This window comes from Nonomuraea sp. NPDC005650, assembly GCF_040605375.1.
Lineage (GTDB): Bacteria > Actinomycetota > Actinomycetes > Streptosporangiales > Streptosporangiaceae > Nonomuraea.
In genome coordinates, this window is the sequence record NZ_JBEXCR010000049.1 from 85821 (window position 1) to 100456 (window position 14636).

General features: G+C 68.1%; 16 protein-coding genes, 1 tRNA gene and 1 pseudogene. 16 read left to right on the plus strand and 2 right to left on the minus strand.

Features of this window, described 5'->3' with window-relative positions:
* The first annotated feature begins 6 nt into the window (after nucleotides 1-6).
* Together ABZS69_RS54395 and ABZS69_RS54400 are read left to right on the plus strand one after the other, a co-directional pair.
* Nucleotides 7-546 carry a hypothetical protein gene (locus ABZS69_RS54395; RefSeq protein WP_355389056.1) on the plus strand — a complete coding sequence of 180 codons (540 nt, stop codon included), beginning with the start codon at nucleotides 7-9 and terminating at the stop codon, nucleotides 544-546.
* A 46-nt stretch (nucleotides 547-592) separates the two neighbouring features.
* The gene (locus ABZS69_RS54400) at nucleotides 593-1096 is read left to right on the plus strand and encodes a hypothetical protein (protein ID WP_355389058.1); all 504 of its coding nucleotides are present in this window, start codon (nucleotides 593-595) and stop codon (nucleotides 1094-1096) included.
* A 5-nt stretch (nucleotides 1097-1101) separates the two neighbouring features.
* On the opposite strand, the gene ABZS69_RS54405 is transcribed toward ABZS69_RS54400, so the two are convergent.
* Nucleotides 1102-2310 (minus strand): pyridoxal phosphate-dependent aminotransferase, encoded by a 1209-nt coding sequence (locus ABZS69_RS54405; protein ID WP_355389060.1) that lies wholly within the window; start codon nucleotides 2308-2310, stop codon nucleotides 1102-1104.
* A 161-nt stretch (nucleotides 2311-2471) separates the two neighbouring features.
* Here ABZS69_RS54405 and ABZS69_RS54410 point away from each other — a divergent pair.
* The 9 genes from ABZS69_RS54410 (at nucleotide 2472) to ABZS69_RS54450 (ending at nucleotide 9664) form a co-directional block, all read left to right on the plus strand.
* Nucleotides 2472-2544 (plus strand) — tRNA-Trp (locus ABZS69_RS54410).
* A gap of 78 nt (nucleotides 2545-2622) precedes the next feature.
* Entirely contained in the window at nucleotides 2623-2868 is a 246-nt protein-coding gene (gene secE, locus ABZS69_RS54415; protein ID WP_355389062.1) for a preprotein translocase subunit SecE, read from the plus strand.
* A 67-nt stretch (nucleotides 2869-2935) separates the two neighbouring features.
* Nucleotides 2936-3721, plus strand: coding sequence for a transcription termination/antitermination protein NusG (gene nusG / locus ABZS69_RS54420; RefSeq protein ID WP_355389064.1), 786 nt, complete (start codon nucleotides 2936-2938; stop codon nucleotides 3719-3721).
* 207 nt (nucleotides 3722-3928) lie between these two features.
* Nucleotides 3929-4360, plus strand: a complete 432-nt coding sequence (gene rplK / locus ABZS69_RS54425) for a 50S ribosomal protein L11 (RefSeq protein WP_355389066.1) — start codon at nucleotides 3929-3931, stop codon at nucleotides 4358-4360.
* 59 nt (nucleotides 4361-4419) lie between these two features.
* Nucleotides 4420-5139: a 50S ribosomal protein L1 gene (gene rplA, locus ABZS69_RS54430; protein ID WP_355389068.1), complete on the plus strand. Its 720-nt coding sequence runs from the start codon at nucleotides 4420-4422 to the stop codon at nucleotides 5137-5139.
* A 408-nt stretch (nucleotides 5140-5547) separates the two neighbouring features.
* Nucleotides 5548-6369: an LppX_LprAFG lipoprotein gene (locus ABZS69_RS54435; protein WP_355389069.1), complete on the plus strand. Its 822-nt coding sequence runs from the start codon at nucleotides 5548-5550 to the stop codon at nucleotides 6367-6369.
* Nucleotides 6370-6609: 240 nt separating this feature from the next.
* Nucleotides 6610-7134 carry a 50S ribosomal protein L10 gene (gene rplJ / locus ABZS69_RS54440; RefSeq protein WP_355389071.1) on the plus strand — a complete coding sequence of 175 codons (525 nt, stop codon included), beginning with the start codon at nucleotides 6610-6612 and terminating at the stop codon, nucleotides 7132-7134.
* A 72-nt stretch (nucleotides 7135-7206) separates the two neighbouring features.
* Complete coding sequence (gene rplL, locus ABZS69_RS54445) at nucleotides 7207-7596, plus strand: 50S ribosomal protein L7/L12 (protein WP_350733420.1); 390 nt, start codon at nucleotides 7207-7209, stop codon at nucleotides 7594-7596.
* 145 nt (nucleotides 7597-7741) lie between these two features.
* Nucleotides 7742-9664 carry a glycosyltransferase family 39 protein gene (locus ABZS69_RS54450; RefSeq protein WP_355389073.1) on the plus strand — a complete coding sequence of 641 codons (1923 nt, stop codon included), beginning with the start codon at nucleotides 7742-7744 and terminating at the stop codon, nucleotides 9662-9664.
* Here the strand turns inward: ABZS69_RS54450 and ABZS69_RS54455 are convergent.
* The gene (locus ABZS69_RS54455) at nucleotides 9655-10056 is read right to left on the minus strand and encodes a nuclear transport factor 2 family protein (RefSeq protein ID WP_355389075.1); all 402 of its coding nucleotides are present in this window, start codon (nucleotides 10054-10056) and stop codon (nucleotides 9655-9657) included. The genes ABZS69_RS54450 and ABZS69_RS54455 overlap by 10 nt on opposite strands.
* A gap of 90 nt (nucleotides 10057-10146) precedes the next feature.
* On the opposite strand from ABZS69_RS54455, the gene ABZS69_RS54460 reads away from it, so the two are divergent.
* The 5 genes and pseudogenes from ABZS69_RS54460 to ABZS69_RS54480 all read left to right on the plus strand — a co-directional run.
* Entirely contained in the window at nucleotides 10147-10713 is a 567-nt protein-coding gene (locus ABZS69_RS54460; protein ID WP_355389077.1) for a TetR family transcriptional regulator, read from the plus strand.
* 97 nt (nucleotides 10714-10810) lie between these two features.
* Nucleotides 10811-11812 (plus strand): ABC transporter ATP-binding protein, encoded by a 1002-nt coding sequence (locus ABZS69_RS54465; RefSeq protein WP_355389079.1) that lies wholly within the window; start codon nucleotides 10811-10813, stop codon nucleotides 11810-11812.
* A gap of 228 nt (nucleotides 11813-12040) precedes the next feature.
* Nucleotides 12041-12541 (plus strand): hypothetical protein, encoded by a 501-nt coding sequence (locus tag ABZS69_RS54470; protein WP_355389081.1) that lies wholly within the window; start codon nucleotides 12041-12043, stop codon nucleotides 12539-12541.
* 34 nt (nucleotides 12542-12575) lie between these two features.
* Nucleotides 12576-13073, plus strand: a complete 498-nt coding sequence (locus tag ABZS69_RS54475; RefSeq protein WP_355389083.1) for a hypothetical protein — start codon at nucleotides 12576-12578, stop codon at nucleotides 13071-13073.
* A 436-nt stretch (nucleotides 13074-13509) separates the two neighbouring features.
* A pseudogene (locus ABZS69_RS54480) lies at nucleotides 13510-14636 on the plus strand (DNA-directed RNA polymerase subunit beta); the annotation flags it as partial.

Here is a 14636-nt window from a genome sequence, read left to right on the forward strand (position 1 = left end):
CCTTGCATGATCCCTGAGGCGCCTTCTGGCATCGGCCAGGGCGGGCGGGCGGCGCTCACGGCACTCGCGTGCGCGGTGACCTCCCTGGTCATCTACGCGCTCTTCTCCTCGGGGTTCGGGCGCCCGCGCCCGGCCCCTGTGGAGAGCCCTGTCATGGTCGGGGCCACCGTCGCCGAGGCCACCCTGGCGGTGGTCTCCGACGATCTCTGGCTCACCTACCTCCCCGCGGGGCTGGAGCGCAGCGGCGGGGGAGCCGTCGAGCCGAAGGGGGCGTGGGCCAGGTTCGGCTCGGGCGGGCGGTTCGTGGAGGCCCAGGTCGAGCCCGCCGCCGACTGGGCGGGCTACGCCAGGAGGACCGCACTCCTCGACGCCCGCCCCATCACCGTACGCGGCCGGGCCGCCGTGGTCGGCAGGCATCCGGACGGGGGCCGGATGATCGTCTGGCTCGAACGTCCGGGCACGGGAGCCTGGATCAGGGTCAGCGACTCCCTCGGCGGCGAACTGGTGGCAATTGCCGCCTCAGTCAAGAGTCCTGTAGGAGACTAGGAGCCTTTTCCGTGCGTTTCTTGGTCCGGGTGGCTCTGGGGGGTCGATGCGGCGTCTGGCAGCGGTGCTCCTCATGTTCGCGCTCGGCGGGTGCGGTGCCGACGACCTGCCCGTGCCCGAGGCGATCGGCACACCGCCGCCGTCCGCGCACGCCGCGCACAAGGGCACCGCGCTGACCTGCGGCCAGACCAGGGTGGAGCTGCCCGCCATGCCCGAGGGGCTGGCCAGGGTGGGCTCGTTCGCCCGCCTGGGGTCGCTCACCCGGCCGCTCGAGGTCAAGGGCCTCATCTGGCGGCGCGAGGACGAGCAGATGTACGTCGGCGTCGTCTGCGGGGCGCGGACCGCCGACGAGTTCGTCACGCTGGTCGCCAAGTCGTCGCTGACGGCGTACAAGGGCATGCCGGCGCTGCGCTGGACCACGCGCACCGGCGTGCGCAACTTCATGTGGCTGGAGCGGCCGGGCACCGCGGTCTACATCGCCGCGACGCCCGGCCTGGCGGCCCAGATCAGGCACATCGCCGCCGGCGTCGGCCTGGACCGGTCACGCTGAACCGGCTAGTGGGCCTCTGACAGCAGCTTGGCCAGGCGGCTGACGCCCTCGACCAGGTCGTCGTCGCCCAGCGCGTACGACAGGCGGAAGTAGCCCGGCGTGCCGAACGCCTCGCCCGGCACCACCGCCACCTCGGCCTCCTCCAGGATCAGCTCGGCCAGCTCGCCGGACGACTGGGGCCGCTTGCCGCGCAGCTCCTTGCCGATCAGGTCCTTGACCGATGGGTACGCGTAGAACGCCCCCTTCGGTTCCGGGCAGAACACGCCCGGGATCTCGTTGAGCATCCGGACCATCGTCTGGCGGCGCCGGTCGAACGCCGTGCGCATCTCGGCCACCGCCGACAGGTCGCCGGACACGGCGGCCAGCGCGGCCATCTGGGACACGTTGGCGACGTTGGAGGTGGCGTGGGACTGCAGGTTGGTGGCCGCCTTGACGACGTCGGCGGGGCCGATCAGCCAGCCCACGCGCCAGCCCGTCATCGCGTACGTCTTGGCCACGCCGTTGAGGATCACGACCCGGTCGCCCAGCTCGGGCACGGCCGTGGCGATGCTGGTGAACTCGGTGCCGCCGTACACGAGGTGCTCGTAGATCTCGTCGGTGACGACCCACAGGCCGTGCTCGGCCGCCCAGCGGCCGATCGCGGTCGTCTCCTGGCGGGAGTAGACGGCGCCCGTCGGGTTGCACGGCGAGACGAACAGCAGGACCTTCGTCCGCTCGGTGCGCGCGGCCTCCAGCTGCTCGACGGTCGCCAGGTAGCCGGTGGACTCGTCGGCCACGACGTCGACCTGCACCCCGCCGGCGAGCTTGATCGCCTCGGGGTAGGTGGTCCAGTAGGGCGCCACGACCAGGACCTCGTCACCCGGGTCGAGCAGCGTCGCGAACGCCTCGTAGACCGCCTGCTTGCCACCGTTGGTCACCAGCACCTGCGACGCCTCGACCGCGTAGCCGGAGTCGCGCCGGGTCTTGTCGGCGATGGCCTGCCTGAGCTCGGGCAGGCCGCCCGCCGGCGTGTACTTGTGGAAGCGGGGCTCGCGGGCCGCCTGGATCGCCGCCTCCACGATGTAGCCGGGCGTCGGGAAGTCGGGCTCGCCCGCGCCGAAGCCGATGACGGGCCGCCCGGCCGCCTTCATCGCCTTGGCCTTGGCGTCCACGGCGAGCGTGGCGGACTCGGAAATAGCGGAGATTCTCGCGGAGACGCGGGGTCGGGTGGACATGGGTCCATGGTCCCATGTGGTCGGTGACCAGGGCGATCGGGATTGGGTTCGACGTACCCGGCAATCACCCGTATGCTTTCGATCGGTCCTTCCGCACAGCATGTCGCCGAGCGGTTCGGTCCATGCAGTGGGTCGATCAGGGTAGTCTGGTCTAACGACATAGGGCACTGGCGCAATTGGTAGCGCACCGGTCTCCAAAACCGGCGGTTGGGGGTTCGAGTCCCTCGTGCCCTGCGAGTGCGGTCCGCGCAATAATGGCGTGTAAGCGCGCCGCATAACTGCGTCGGATACGACAGATTTCAGGTGAGGACTGTGGCGATCGACACGCGCGGCGAGACCGCAGGCAAGCCGAGTGGCGAAAAGAAGACACGCACTTCACCTGCCCTTTTCTATCGGCAGGTCGTCAACGAGCTCCGCAAGGTCATCTGGCCGACACGCAAGGATCTCATCACCTACACCACGGTCGTTCTGGTATTCGTTCTGATCATGGTGGCGATCGTGTACGGGCTCGACAGCGCCCTGGGATGGGCAGTCCTCAAGGTCTTCGGCGGCAGCTGATCCAGCCGTCTCCGGTGACAAGCTGACGGAGTCGCCAGTTCGATACGACGAAAGAGGAAGAGTCACCGTGTCCGAGTCTTCAATTCCGGCCGGCGAGTCTCGCGACGAGCGGGACGACTCCCGCGAGGAGTGGGGCGACGAGCTGGAAGAGGCCGCTGAGGAGGCCGCCGAGGCGGCGCTCCAGGGGGCCGAGGTCGCGGAGAGCGACGAGGCAGCCGAAGTCGAGGCTTCCGCCGTCGAGGACGAGACGGTGCTTCCCGACGTCGACCCCGTCGAAGAGTTCAAGAGCTCGCTGCGTGGCCTGCCCGGTGAGTGGTACGTCATCCACTCCTACGCCGGTTACGAGAACCGCGTGAAGTCCAACATCGAGAGCCGCAACGTGTCGCTCAACATGGAGGACTACATCTACCAGGTCGAGGTGCCGACGCACACCGTCCAGGAGTTCAAGAGCGGCAAGAAGGTGCCGGTCAAGGAGCGCGTGCTGCCCGGCTACGTGCTGGTGCGCATGGAGCTGACCGACGAGTCCTGGGCCGCCGTGCGCAACACGCCCGGCGTGACCGGCTTCGTCGGCCTGTCCAACAAGCCGAGCCCGCTCAGCCTCGACGAGGTCGCCAAGCTGCTGGCCCCCGAGCCGACCGAGGAGACCAAGAAGGCCACGGCCAAGGCCAGCGCCGGCCCCGCGGTCGAGTTCGAGATCGGCGAGTCCGTCACGGTCATGGACGGCCCGTTCGCCACCCTGCCGGCCTCGGTGAGCGAGATCAGCCCCGAGTCGCAGAAGCTCAAGGTCCTTGTTTCGATCTTCGGCCGCGAGACTCCGGTGGAGCTCTCGTTCAACCAGGTCTCGAAGATCTAGGACAATCACATACACTGAGACGTTCGGTCGGTCGCCTGATCGCCCAACAAGAAACCTGCGCGGACTGCCGCTACGGACGCACCAGGTGCGGCCCTGGGGCGGCAGCCCAGTGAGCAGGTTTCTTGCTGGTAGGGCGGCCTCCGACGTGTCAGGGCTGCAATCCGTTGGCCCTGACAGGCATCGCAATCAGGACCCGGAGAAGGACAAATGCCTCCGAAGAAGAAAATCGCCGCTCTGGTGAAGGTCCAGCTCCCCGCTGGACAGGCCACCCCGGCGCCGCCGGTGGGTACCGCGCTCGGTCCCCACGGCGTCAACATCATGGACTTCGTCAAGCAGTACAACGCTGCGACGGAGTCCCAGCGGGGCAACATCATCCCCGTTGAGATCACCATTTTCGAAGACCGCAGCTTCACCTTCATCACGAAGACGCCGCCGGCGCCCGAGCTGATCAAGAAGGCCCTCGGTCTCGACAAGGGCAGCGCGGTCCCGCACCGCGACAAGGTGGGCAAGCTCAGCCGCGAGCAGCTGCGCAGCATCGCCGAGACGAAGATGCCCGACCTCAACGCCAACGACGTCGAGGCGGCCGAGAAGATCATCGCCGGCACCGCCCGGTCGATGGGCATCACCGTCGCCGAGTAACACCCTTTCCCAGACATCGTGGGAGGGCCCTCGGGCCCGCTGACCACTAGGAGTTAGCAATGAAGCGCAGCAAGGCGCACAAAGACGCGGCCGCCAAGGTCGACCGCGACAAGCTCTACTCGCCCGTCGAGGCAGCGAAGCTGGCCAAGGAGACGTCGACCACGAAGTTCGACGCCACCGTCGAGGTCGCGCTGCGGCTGGGCGTCGACCCTCGTAAGGCCGACCAGATCGTGCGCGGCACGGTCAACCTCCCGCACGGCACCGGCAAGACCGCCCGGGTCCTGGTCTTCGCGACCGGTGAGCGTGCCGAGGCAGCCCGCGAGGCGGGCGCCGACATCATCGGCGCCGACGAGCTGATCGACGAGATCTCCAAGGGCAACCGGCTCGGCGAGTTCGACGCCGTGGTGGCCACGCCCGACCTGATGGGCAAGGTGGGTCGCCTGGGCCGCGTGCTCGGTCCGCGTGGTCTCATGCCCAACCCCAAGACCGGCACGGTGACGCCCGACGTCGCCAAGGCCGTGACGGAGATCAAGGGCGGCAAGATCGAGTTCCGCACCGACCGCCAGGCCAACCTGCACTTCATCATCGGCAAGACGTCGTTCGGCGAGCGCCAGCTCATCGAGAACTACGCCGCCGCCCTTGACGAGGTGCTGCGTCTCAAGCCGTCCGCGGCCAAGGGGCGCTACCTGAAGAAGGTGACGTTCTCCACGACCATGGGCCCCGGCGTCCCGGTCGACCCGAACCTCACCCGCGGTCTCACCGCCGAGCTCGAGGCGTAACCGTTTTTCTGATTGAGCCCTGCCCGGTTCGGGCGGGGCTCTTTCGTTTTCCGGCGGCAGTCCGTGGCCGCCCACCCCTGTCCGGCCGTGCCCTGGGCCGGATCCAGCGGGCGTCCTCGCCGTCACCCCGCCCGGCTGCACTCTCCGGCTTCCGGCGTGGAAGGACGTCACGACCGTCTCGGCCGCACCCCTGGGCGCCTGACTCCGTACGGCGGGTGGCGGCGCGCGTTCGCCGGATCGGGCTTGAGGCGCGGCCAGGCGGCGTGGGCGGTGTGTGTGCGCTGGTCCGGTGTGGCTGAGGTGGGTTGTGAAGGGAATGTGTGAGGTGTGTGGGGGATAACCCTGGGTTTTCCCTTATTTGTAGGGGGAAGTCGCTACGGCGATGCCACTTAAACGTAGGGTCAAGACATGCTGAAGCGCACGATAGGACTCACCGCGGCCGGTGCCGCGCTCGTAGTAGCGGCGGTCGCCGGTTGTGGATCGAACGCACAGCCCATCCAGGTCAACCTGGCCGCCTCCGAGGTGCTCGCGCAGGCCGCGCAGAAGACCGCCGAGGTCACCAGCTACACGGTCGACGCCGTGGTGAACGTCACGCACCCGCAGGAGGGCTCCGGCAAGGTGCAGGGGCGCATGCTCTACCAGAGCAAGCCCCAGCTCGCCGTGGACCTCACCCTGGACACCGTCGACATGGGCGGCAGGAGCCTGCCGGGCGGCGTACGCGCCGTGCTGCAGGGCGACACCGTCTACGTCAAGGTCGAGGCGCTCAAGGACCTGGTGGGCGCGACCAAGCCATGGATCAAGGTCCCGCTCGGTGAGATGGGCGACTCGTCCCAGGTGAACGACTACCTGGGCAAGATCCAGCAGTTCGACCTGGGCAACGTGACCAAGCTCGTCACGGCTTCGCAGGACGTGAAGTCGGCCGGCAACGAGAGCGTCAACGGCACGGACACCACGCACTACAGCGGCACGTTCCCGGTGGACGCGGCCGTGCAGCTGCTGCCCGCCGACCAGCAGGAGCAGGCGCGTACGGGCCTGGCGGAGCTGAAGGACGTCAAGTTCGACATCTGGGTGGCCGCCGACGGGCTGCCGCGCAAGCTCGCGCTGAACGGCTCCAAGGAGGGCGCCACGCTGGACGCCACCCTGCTCTTCAAGGGCTTCAACGAGCCGGTCACCATCGAGACCCCGCCCGCCGACCAGGTCGGAGAGATCCCCAAGGGCACGACCAACTGAGAACGATTTGGAAACTCGGCGGCCAGGACGTACTCTGGTCGTTGCCAAAGACCGCCGGTCGTCGTCAGGTGCCTCAAAGCCTGACGACCGAAGGATCCACGTCATGTGGACGGCCCGCGCAGGTGTGATGCGAGTTTCCCACATGGTCTGATCCATGTGTGTGAGCCCCGTGTGCGCCCTGCGCCCGGGGCTGTTCTCATTTCTGGGGCCTTCGCCGGCGGCACATCTGGAAGGAGGCCCATGGCGAGGGCGGATAAGGCGACAGCGGTTGCCGAGCTCAAGAGTGAGTTCGAAGGCAGCGCTGCCGCCGTTCTGACCGAGTACCGCGGTCTCACCGTCGCGCAGCTCAAGGAGCTGCGTAAGTCTCTCGGTGAGAATGCGAAGTTCGCCGTGGCGAAGAACACCCTGACCAAGATCGCGGCCAACCAGGCCGGTTACTCGGGTCTCGACGACCTGCTCGCCGGTCCGACCGCGATCGCCTTCGTCAACGGCGACGTTGTCGAGGCGGCCAAGGGTCTGCGTGACTTCGCCAAGGCCAATCCCCTTCTGGTGATCAAGGGTGGTGTCCTCGAGGGCAAGACGCTCGACGCCACCGAAATCACCAAGCTCGCCGACCTCGAGTCCCGTGAGGTTCTCCTCGCGAAGCTTGCTGGCGCGCTCAAGGCGAAGCAGAGCGCTGCCGCTGCTGTGTTCGCCGCGCTGCCCACGCAGATGGCTCAGCTGGCCGAAGCCCTGCGCGCGAAGCGCGAAGAGCCGGGCGAGTAGCACGGGGGTTGCCGCAACACCCGCGGTCCCGTTTCTAGTTTCAGCAAGTCCCGAACGTAAGGAAAAAGCATCATGGCGAAGCTCAGCACCGACGAGCTGCTCGACGCGTTCAAGGAGATGACCCTCCTCGAGCTGTCCGAGTTCGTGAAGCAGTTCGAAGAGGTCTTCGACGTCAAGGCCGCCGCCCCCGTCGCCGTTGCCGCCGCCGCCCCCGCTGGTGGCGCCGAGGCCCCGGCCGTTGAGGAGCAGGACGAGTTCGACGTCATCCTCGAGGCTGCCGGCGACAAGAAGATCCAGGTCATCAAGGAGATCCGCGCCCTCACGTCCCTGGGCCTCAAGGAGGCCAAGGACCTGGTGGACGGCGCTCCCAAGGCCGTCTTCGACGGCAAGGTCAACAAGGAGCAGGCGGAGAAGGCCAAGGCTGCCCTCGAGGGCGCCGGCGCCACCGTGACCGTCAAGTAAGACGGTTTCTGTTCGCTGAAAAGGGGCGGGGACATCCTGGTGCCGGATGTCCGCCGCCCTTTTTTCGTGCCCTGAGCGGCGTCGCTCAGGAGATTCTCATGTCCGTCTCATCGCGTCGCGAAGCGGCTTGCCTAGCGTGCGAGCTGTGGTTACCGAAGCGAAGTCTCGTTGGGCGCCGGCCGCCCTGCTCATAGGCACCGGAGTGCTCTACATCTGGGGTCTCGGCGCCTCCGGATGGGCAAATTCGTTCTATTCCGCGGCCGTGCAGGCGGGCAGCCAGAGCTGGACGGCGTTCTTTTTCGGGTCCTCCGACGCCGCGAACGCGATAACCGTCGACAAGACGCCCGCCTCTTTGTGGCCGATGGCGCTCAGCGTGCGGCTGTTCGGGCTCAATTCCTGGGCCATTCTCATTCCGCAGGCCCTCATGGGCGTGGGCGCGGTGGCGCTGGTTTACGCGTCCGTGCGCAGGTTGTCCAACGTGTGGGCCGGGCTGCTGGCCGGGGTCGTGATGGCGCTGACGCCGGTGGCCGTGTTGATGTTCAGGTTCAACAACCCCGACGCGATGCTGGTGCTGCTGCTGACGGCCGCCGGGTACTGCGTGGTGCGGGCGCAGGAACGCGGGGCCACGCGGTGGCTGGTGCTGGCGGGGAGCGCGATCGGGTTCGCGTTCCTGGCGAAGATGTTGCAGGCGTTCCTGGTGTTGCCGGGGTTTGCGCTGGTTTATCTCCTTACGGCGCCGGTGCCGTTCTGGCGGCGGATGTGGCAGTTGTCGCTGGCGGGTGTGGCCATGGTGGTCTCGGCCGGATGGTGGCTGCTGGCGGTGGCGCTGGTGCCGGCCTCCGAGCGGCCGTACATCGGGGGCTCCCAGACCAACAGCGTGCTGGAGCTGGCGCTCGGCTACAACGGGATCGGGCGGCTCAACGGCGGCGACTACGGCGGGCTGGGCAATCTGAACCAGCAGGCCGGGTGGCTGCGGCTGTTCGACACCGAGGCGGGCGGGCAGATCTCCTGGCTGCTTCCTGCGGCGCTGGCGCTGCTGGCCGCCGCCACCTGGTTCACGCGGCGGGCGCCGCGGGTCGATCCGGTGCGTGCCGCGTTCTGGGTCTGGGGGAGCTGGCTGATCGTGACCGGGCTGGTCTTCAGCCTGATGCAGGGCATCTTCCACGCGTACTACACCGTGGCCCTGGCTCCGTCGATCGCGGTGCTCGTGGGCATGGGGGCGGCCGTCCTGTGGGAGCGGCGGGCGTACCGGCTGCTGGCGGTGATCACGGCGGGGACGGCGGTGTGGTCGTACGTGCTGCTGTCGCGCAGCGCGGAGTGGAACTCCTGGCTGGGCGCGGCCGTGCTGGTGGCGGGGCTGGGGGCGGCGCTGGCGATGTTGTTCGCGCGCCGGGCCCTGGTCGTGGTGGCCGTCGCGCTGGTGGCGTGCCTGGCGTCCTTGGCGGGTCCGGCCGCGTACGCGGTGGACACGGCGGCGTCCGCGCACACCGGGGCGATCCCGTCGGCGGGGCCCTCCACCGGTGGCTTCGGCAGGGGGTTCGGCGGGCCCGGGGGAGGCGGGCCTGGAGGCGGCGGGCCTGGGGGTGGTGGACAGCAGTTCCGCGGGCTGCCAGGGAACGGGAACGGCTGGTCGCCCGGCCGGCAGGCGTTCCAGGCGCCCGCCGGTGGCCGTGGGATGGGGCGTGGGGGCATGGGCGGGCTGCTCAACGCGGGCACGCCGGCCGCCGAGCTGACCGCGCTGCTGAAGACGGACGCGTCCGCGTACACGTGGGCGGCGGCGACGGTGGGCTCCAACAACGCGGCCGGCTACCAGCTGGCCAGTGGCCGGCCGGTGATGGCGGTGGGCGGCTTCAACGGCACCGACCCCGCGCCGACGCTGGAGCAGTTCAAGCAGTACGTCGCCGAGAAGAAGATCCATTACTTCGTCGGCACGGGGATGGGGATGGGCGGACGCGGCGGCGGCACCGGCGGCAGCGACGACGCGGCCCAGATCGCCGCCTGGGTGCAGGAGAACTTCACCGCCACCACGGTCGGCGGGACGACGGTCTTCGACCTCACTCAGCCCTGAGCGGCGGTGGCGGCACGGACCTGGGAGACGGCGCCGGTGTCCATGTAGTCCCGGGTGTGGATGATCCGGCCGTTCCTGATCCTGAGCACGAGGAGGCCCGGGACCGTGATCGACTGCCCGGCGACCGTGACCAGGGTGTCCTGCTCCACCAGCACGACCTCAGGATCCGACGTCAGGTGGAGCGATACGCGGCGTACCTCGTCGGGTTCGAACGGGAGGGCGCCCCACATCGCCCGGTAGCCGGCGCGGACCTCCTCCCTCCCTTTGAAGGGGGCCAGCCCTCCGAACGGGAACTCGTGCAGCGCGTCCTGCGCGTAGAGGTCGGCCAGTTCGTCGGCGGACTTGTGGAGCATGGCCGCGTGGTAGGCGGTGACGATCTCTTCGACGGACATGAGGGATCCCTCCGATTTCACTCAACAGGCGTTGACTCAACGAGCGTAGAGCGAAAAGGCGGGGCGGGTCAACGCATGTAGAGTCAGGGCGTGGGCGAGAAGGGGCTTCCGCGGGCCGAACGGCGGCGCAGGACCGAGGAGCGGATCCTGGAGTCCGCCAGGGCGCTGTTCGCCGAGGTGGGGTTCGAACGGGCCACCATCAGGGCCATCGCCGGGCGGGCCGAGGTCGATCCCGCCCTCGTGATGCAGTACTTCGGCAACAAGCAGGAGCTCTTCCAGCGGGCCGTGCGGGTGGCGCCGGCCTCGCACGACGAGGTGAACGCCGACGAGGTGGTCGAGCAGCTGCTCGGCACGCTCGGCCTGAAGATGGGCGAGCTGCCCCAGAGCTCGCTGGCCATGATGCGCTCCATGCTCACCCACCCCGAGGCGGCCGTGTCGGCACGCAAGGTGCTGGGCGAGCAGATCGACCGGCTGGCCCAGGCCGTACCGGGCGAGGACGCGAGGCTGCGGGCGGCGCTGATGATGACGATCATGCTCGGCGTGACCGTCGGGCATCAGCTGCTCGACCTCGACGAGCTGCGCGGGGTGCCCCCGGAGGACATCGCGCGGCTGCTGCGGCCCGGCCTGCAGGCGCTCGCCGGTCCGGCCGCCTCATAACCGCGCCGTAACAAGTTATTGGAACGGGTTCCAATTCGCCCGGCCGTCGTTACGGTGGAGAGGCCCCTGAATACTGCCTGCGATCGGAAGGTGTCCAGTGGGAGTCGAAGTCGTGGTCGACGGGTTGACCAAGTCGTTCGGCCGGCAGGTCATCTGGGAGGACGTCTCGCTCACGCTCCCCGCGGGCGAGATCTCCGTCCTGCTCGGCCCCTCGGGCACCGGGAAGTCGGTCTTCCTCAAGACGCTGGTGGGCCTGCTGCGGCCCGATCGCGGCCACATCTGGATCGACGGCTACGACCTGGCCAACTGCAACGAGAACAAGCTCTACGAGCTGCGCCGGCTGTTCGGGGTGCTCTTCCAGGACGGGGCGCTGTTCGGCTCGCTCAACCTCTACGACAACATCGCCTTCCCGCTGCGCGAGCACACCAAGAAGTCCGAGTCGCAGATCCGCCAGGTCGTGATGGAGAAGGTGGAGCTGGTCGGCCTGCTCGGCGCGGAGTCCAAGCTTCCCGGGGAGATCTCCGGCGGCATGCGCAAGCGGGCGGGGCTGGCCAGGGCGCTGGTGCTGGATCCGGAGATCATCCTGTTCGACGAGCCCGACTCCGGCCTCGACCCGGTCCGCACCGCGCTGCTCAACCAGACCATCGTCGACCTCAACGCCGAGATCGAGGCGACGTTCCTGATCGTGACGCACGACATCAACACCGCCCGTACGGTCCCCGACAGCATCGGGATGCTGTTCCGGCGCGAGCTGGTCATGTTCGGCCCGCGGGAGATGCTGCTGTCGAGCGACGAGCCGGTGGTGCGGCAGTTCCTCAACGCCAGGAGGCACGGCCCGATCGGCATGTCGGAGGAGAAGGACCTCTCCGAGCTGGAGGCCGAGGCCCAGCTGGGGCTCGATCCCGGCACGCTGCCGCCGATCCCGCCGCAGCTCATGCCGAGCGGTAACCGGATCCGGCGCACGCAGCAGCCGCCGGGGGCATGGCTGGCGGCCAACGGCGTGATCCCGCCGCAGGGGTCGTTCGTGGACGAACGCGGCCGTAACTGGCTGGAGGAGTATCCCCGCCTGGTTAATGCCTGGCTCCACGGCGTACAGTGACTCCCCGCTCTGCCCGAACGGCCTCCCCGGTCTATCCGGTGGGTGGGGCCGTGCCGGGCGCTCAGCGGGCAGCTGAGGGCCGCCTGAAGGCATATCGGGGAGATCCGGGCTCCTTGCCCGATTCGCGCCGGGGCTGAGGCGGTCCCTTACCGTCTCGGTTGGTTCAGGGGTTCCAGGACGGAGCCGGGGGTTATGATCCGGCGGACCGGCTGGAGAAGGGGGATCGACGTGGCAGGACTTGCCGCCCGGCCCGCCCGCATCCTGATCGCCGTACTCAGCGGAGTGCTCGCGGTGCTGGTCGGTACGGGCGTGTGGATCGCCGCGCAGGCGCGCGAAGAACAGGGCAGGGCAGGCGACAAGCAGGCCGCGCTCCTGGCCGCGGGGACCCACGCGAAGAACCTGATCTCGCTCGACTACAAGACCGTCGACGCCGACCTCAGGCGCATCCTCGACACCTCGACCGGGGCGGCCAGGGCGGAGTACGAGGCCAACGCGGCCAAGCTCAAGTCCACCACGGTCGGGAACAAGGTCGTCCAGCACGGCGTGCTGCGCGCGACGGGGCTGGTCTCCTTGGCCGGCGCCACGTCCAAGGTGCTGGTCGTGGCCGACGTGGAGATCCGCTGGGACGGCTCCAAGAGCCCGCCGCAGGAGCGGTACTACCGGTGGTCGATGGACCTGACCAAGGTCGGCGGCGCCTGGCTGGTGTCCAAGGCGGTGCAGGTGACGTGAGGTCCCGCTGTGGTCGAGGGTGGTGGGGGTCCAGGTGAGGACGATCACGGTCGTGCTGCTGGCGATCCTCGTGGTGGTGGCCGGAGTGCTGGTGCCCACGATGTGGTTCAACCTGCGCGACCTGCGGGCGGCCGACGCGGCGGGGACGCAGGCCATGGCGGCGGCCAAGGAGGTGGCGCCCGATCTGCTCTCTTACGACTATCGGACGGTGGAGGAGGACCTGGCGCGGGCGGGCACGCACACGACAGGGGAGCTGACCACGCACTACAAGGAGCTGACCAAGTCCCTGGTGTCCAGGGCCAAGGCGCAGAAGATCGTGCAGACCGTGACCGTGGCGGGGGCGGGGGTCGAGCGCGCGGAGCCTGATCGTGTAGAGGTTCTGCTGTTCGTGAACACGGGTACGGTCAAGGACGTCGCGGGTGAGACCGCGCCACGGCAACAGTTCACTCAGAACCGGGCCAGGTTCGTCATGGTCCGGCAAGGATCGCGCTGGCTGGTGGCCGACCTGTCGACCCTGTTGGGGACCGCCTGACGCCCCTGGCGCGCCGCTTCTTTCAATTGTTACCAAAAATCAGGTTTAGCGAAGCCTTAGGAACGGGTAACTCAGTCACAGATACACCGGTTGTCGGCATGGGTTCGACCCCCGGTGTGACGGAGCGTTAACCGCCCCCGTTCGCGGGTATCGTCTTGGGCCTGGCGGTAGGCGACCTGTCACACAGGGGAGAAAACCCAGCGTCCGGGCCCCTAGTCGGCTAAAAGTCGGGCTTGTGGGCTTGACGTTTCCGCCTGAACGGGCGATGCTGCGACCAACGTGGAGCATGCAGCGAGAGCGAAGTGGACAGGCGTGTGCCGTTCGGCTACACTGCCCCTTTGCGCTGCCCTTTGACGACCCGCGATGCTTGCTCACGTTGCGAGGTTGTCTGGCGTGCGTGTAGTCAGTCCGCCGCGAGCCCTCGGAAGGACATCTGTTGGCAGCCTCGCGCAACGCCTCCGCCGTACCCGCTGGTCCCCGTCGCGTGTCATTCGCGCGCATCCAGGAGCCCCTCGAAGTTCCTGACCTTCTCGCTCTGCAGACCGAGTCGTTCGACTGGTTGCTCGGAAACGAGAAGTGGAAGGCCCGGGTAGAGGCGGCTCGCCAGGCCGGGCGCAAGGACGTCCCGACTCAGTCGGGCCTCGAAGAGATCTTCGAAGAGATCAGTCCGATCGAGGACTTCTCGGGGACCATGTCCTTGTCGTTCCGCGACCACCGATTCGAGCCGCCGAAGTACTCAGTAGATGAGTGCAAAGACAAGGACATGACCTTCTCCGCCCCGATGTTCGTGACGGCGGAGTTCATCAATAACACCACCGGTGAGATCAAGAGCCAGACGGTGTTCATGGGCGATTTCCCGCTCATGACGCCGAAGGGCACATTCATCATCAACGGCACCGAGCGTGTCGTGGTCTCGCAGTTGGTCCGGTCGCCCGGTGTCTACTTCGAACGCAATGTCGACAAGACGTCCGACAAGGACCTGTTCGGCTGCAAGGTCATCCCGTCGCGGGGTGCCTGGCTGGAGTTCGAGATCGACAAGCGCGACAGCGTCGGTGTGCGCATCGACCGCAAGCGCAAGCAGGCCGTCACGGTGCTGCTCAAGGCGCTGGGCTGGACCAGCGAGCAGATTCTCGAGCGCTTCGGCCAGTACGAGTCGATGCGGGCGACCCTGGAGAAGGACCACACGGCCGGCCAGGACGACGCGCTGCTGGACATCTACCGCAAGCTGCGGCCGGGTGAGCCGCCGACCAAGGAGTCGGCGCAGACCCTGCTGGAGAACCTCTATTTCAACCCCAAGCGGTACGACCTGGCCAAGGTCGGTCGTTACAAGATCAACAAGAAGCTCGGGGTCGACTCGGAGATCTCGCAGGGCACCCTGACCGAGGACGACATCGTCGCCACGATCGAGTACATCGTGCGCCTGCACGCGGGCGAGGAGTCGATGCCGGGCGCCAATGACCGCGAGGTCATCGTCGAGGTCGACGACATCGACCACTTCGGCAACCGCCGGCTGCGCAGCGTGGGCGAGCTGATCCAGAACCAGGTCCGGCTGGGCCTGGCCCG

Coding starts and splice junctions, on each gene's coding strand:
- ABZS69_RS54405 (WP_355389060.1), bottom strand. CDS start 2,310: ATGTCCACCCGACCCCGCGTCTCCGCGAGAATCTCCGCTATTTCCGAG.
- rplA (WP_355389068.1), top strand. CDS start 4,420: ATGAAGCGCAGCAAGGCGCACAAAGACGCGGCCGCCAAGGTCGACCGC.
- ABZS69_RS54455 (WP_355389075.1), bottom strand. CDS start 10,056: ATGTCCGTCGAAGAGATCGTCACCGCCTACCACGCGGCCATGCTCCAC.
- rplJ (WP_355389071.1), top strand. CDS start 6,610: ATGGCGAGGGCGGATAAGGCGACAGCGGTTGCCGAGCTCAAGAGTGAG.
- ABZS69_RS54395 (WP_355389056.1), top strand. CDS start 7: ATGATCCCTGAGGCGCCTTCTGGCATCGGCCAGGGCGGGCGGGCGGCG.
- ABZS69_RS54435 (WP_355389069.1), top strand. CDS start 5,548: ATGCTGAAGCGCACGATAGGACTCACCGCGGCCGGTGCCGCGCTCGTA.
- ABZS69_RS54400 (WP_355389058.1), top strand. CDS start 593: ATGCGGCGTCTGGCAGCGGTGCTCCTCATGTTCGCGCTCGGCGGGTGC.
- rplK (WP_355389066.1), top strand. CDS start 3,929: ATGCCTCCGAAGAAGAAAATCGCCGCTCTGGTGAAGGTCCAGCTCCCC.
- rplL (WP_350733420.1), top strand. CDS start 7,207: ATGGCGAAGCTCAGCACCGACGAGCTGCTCGACGCGTTCAAGGAGATG.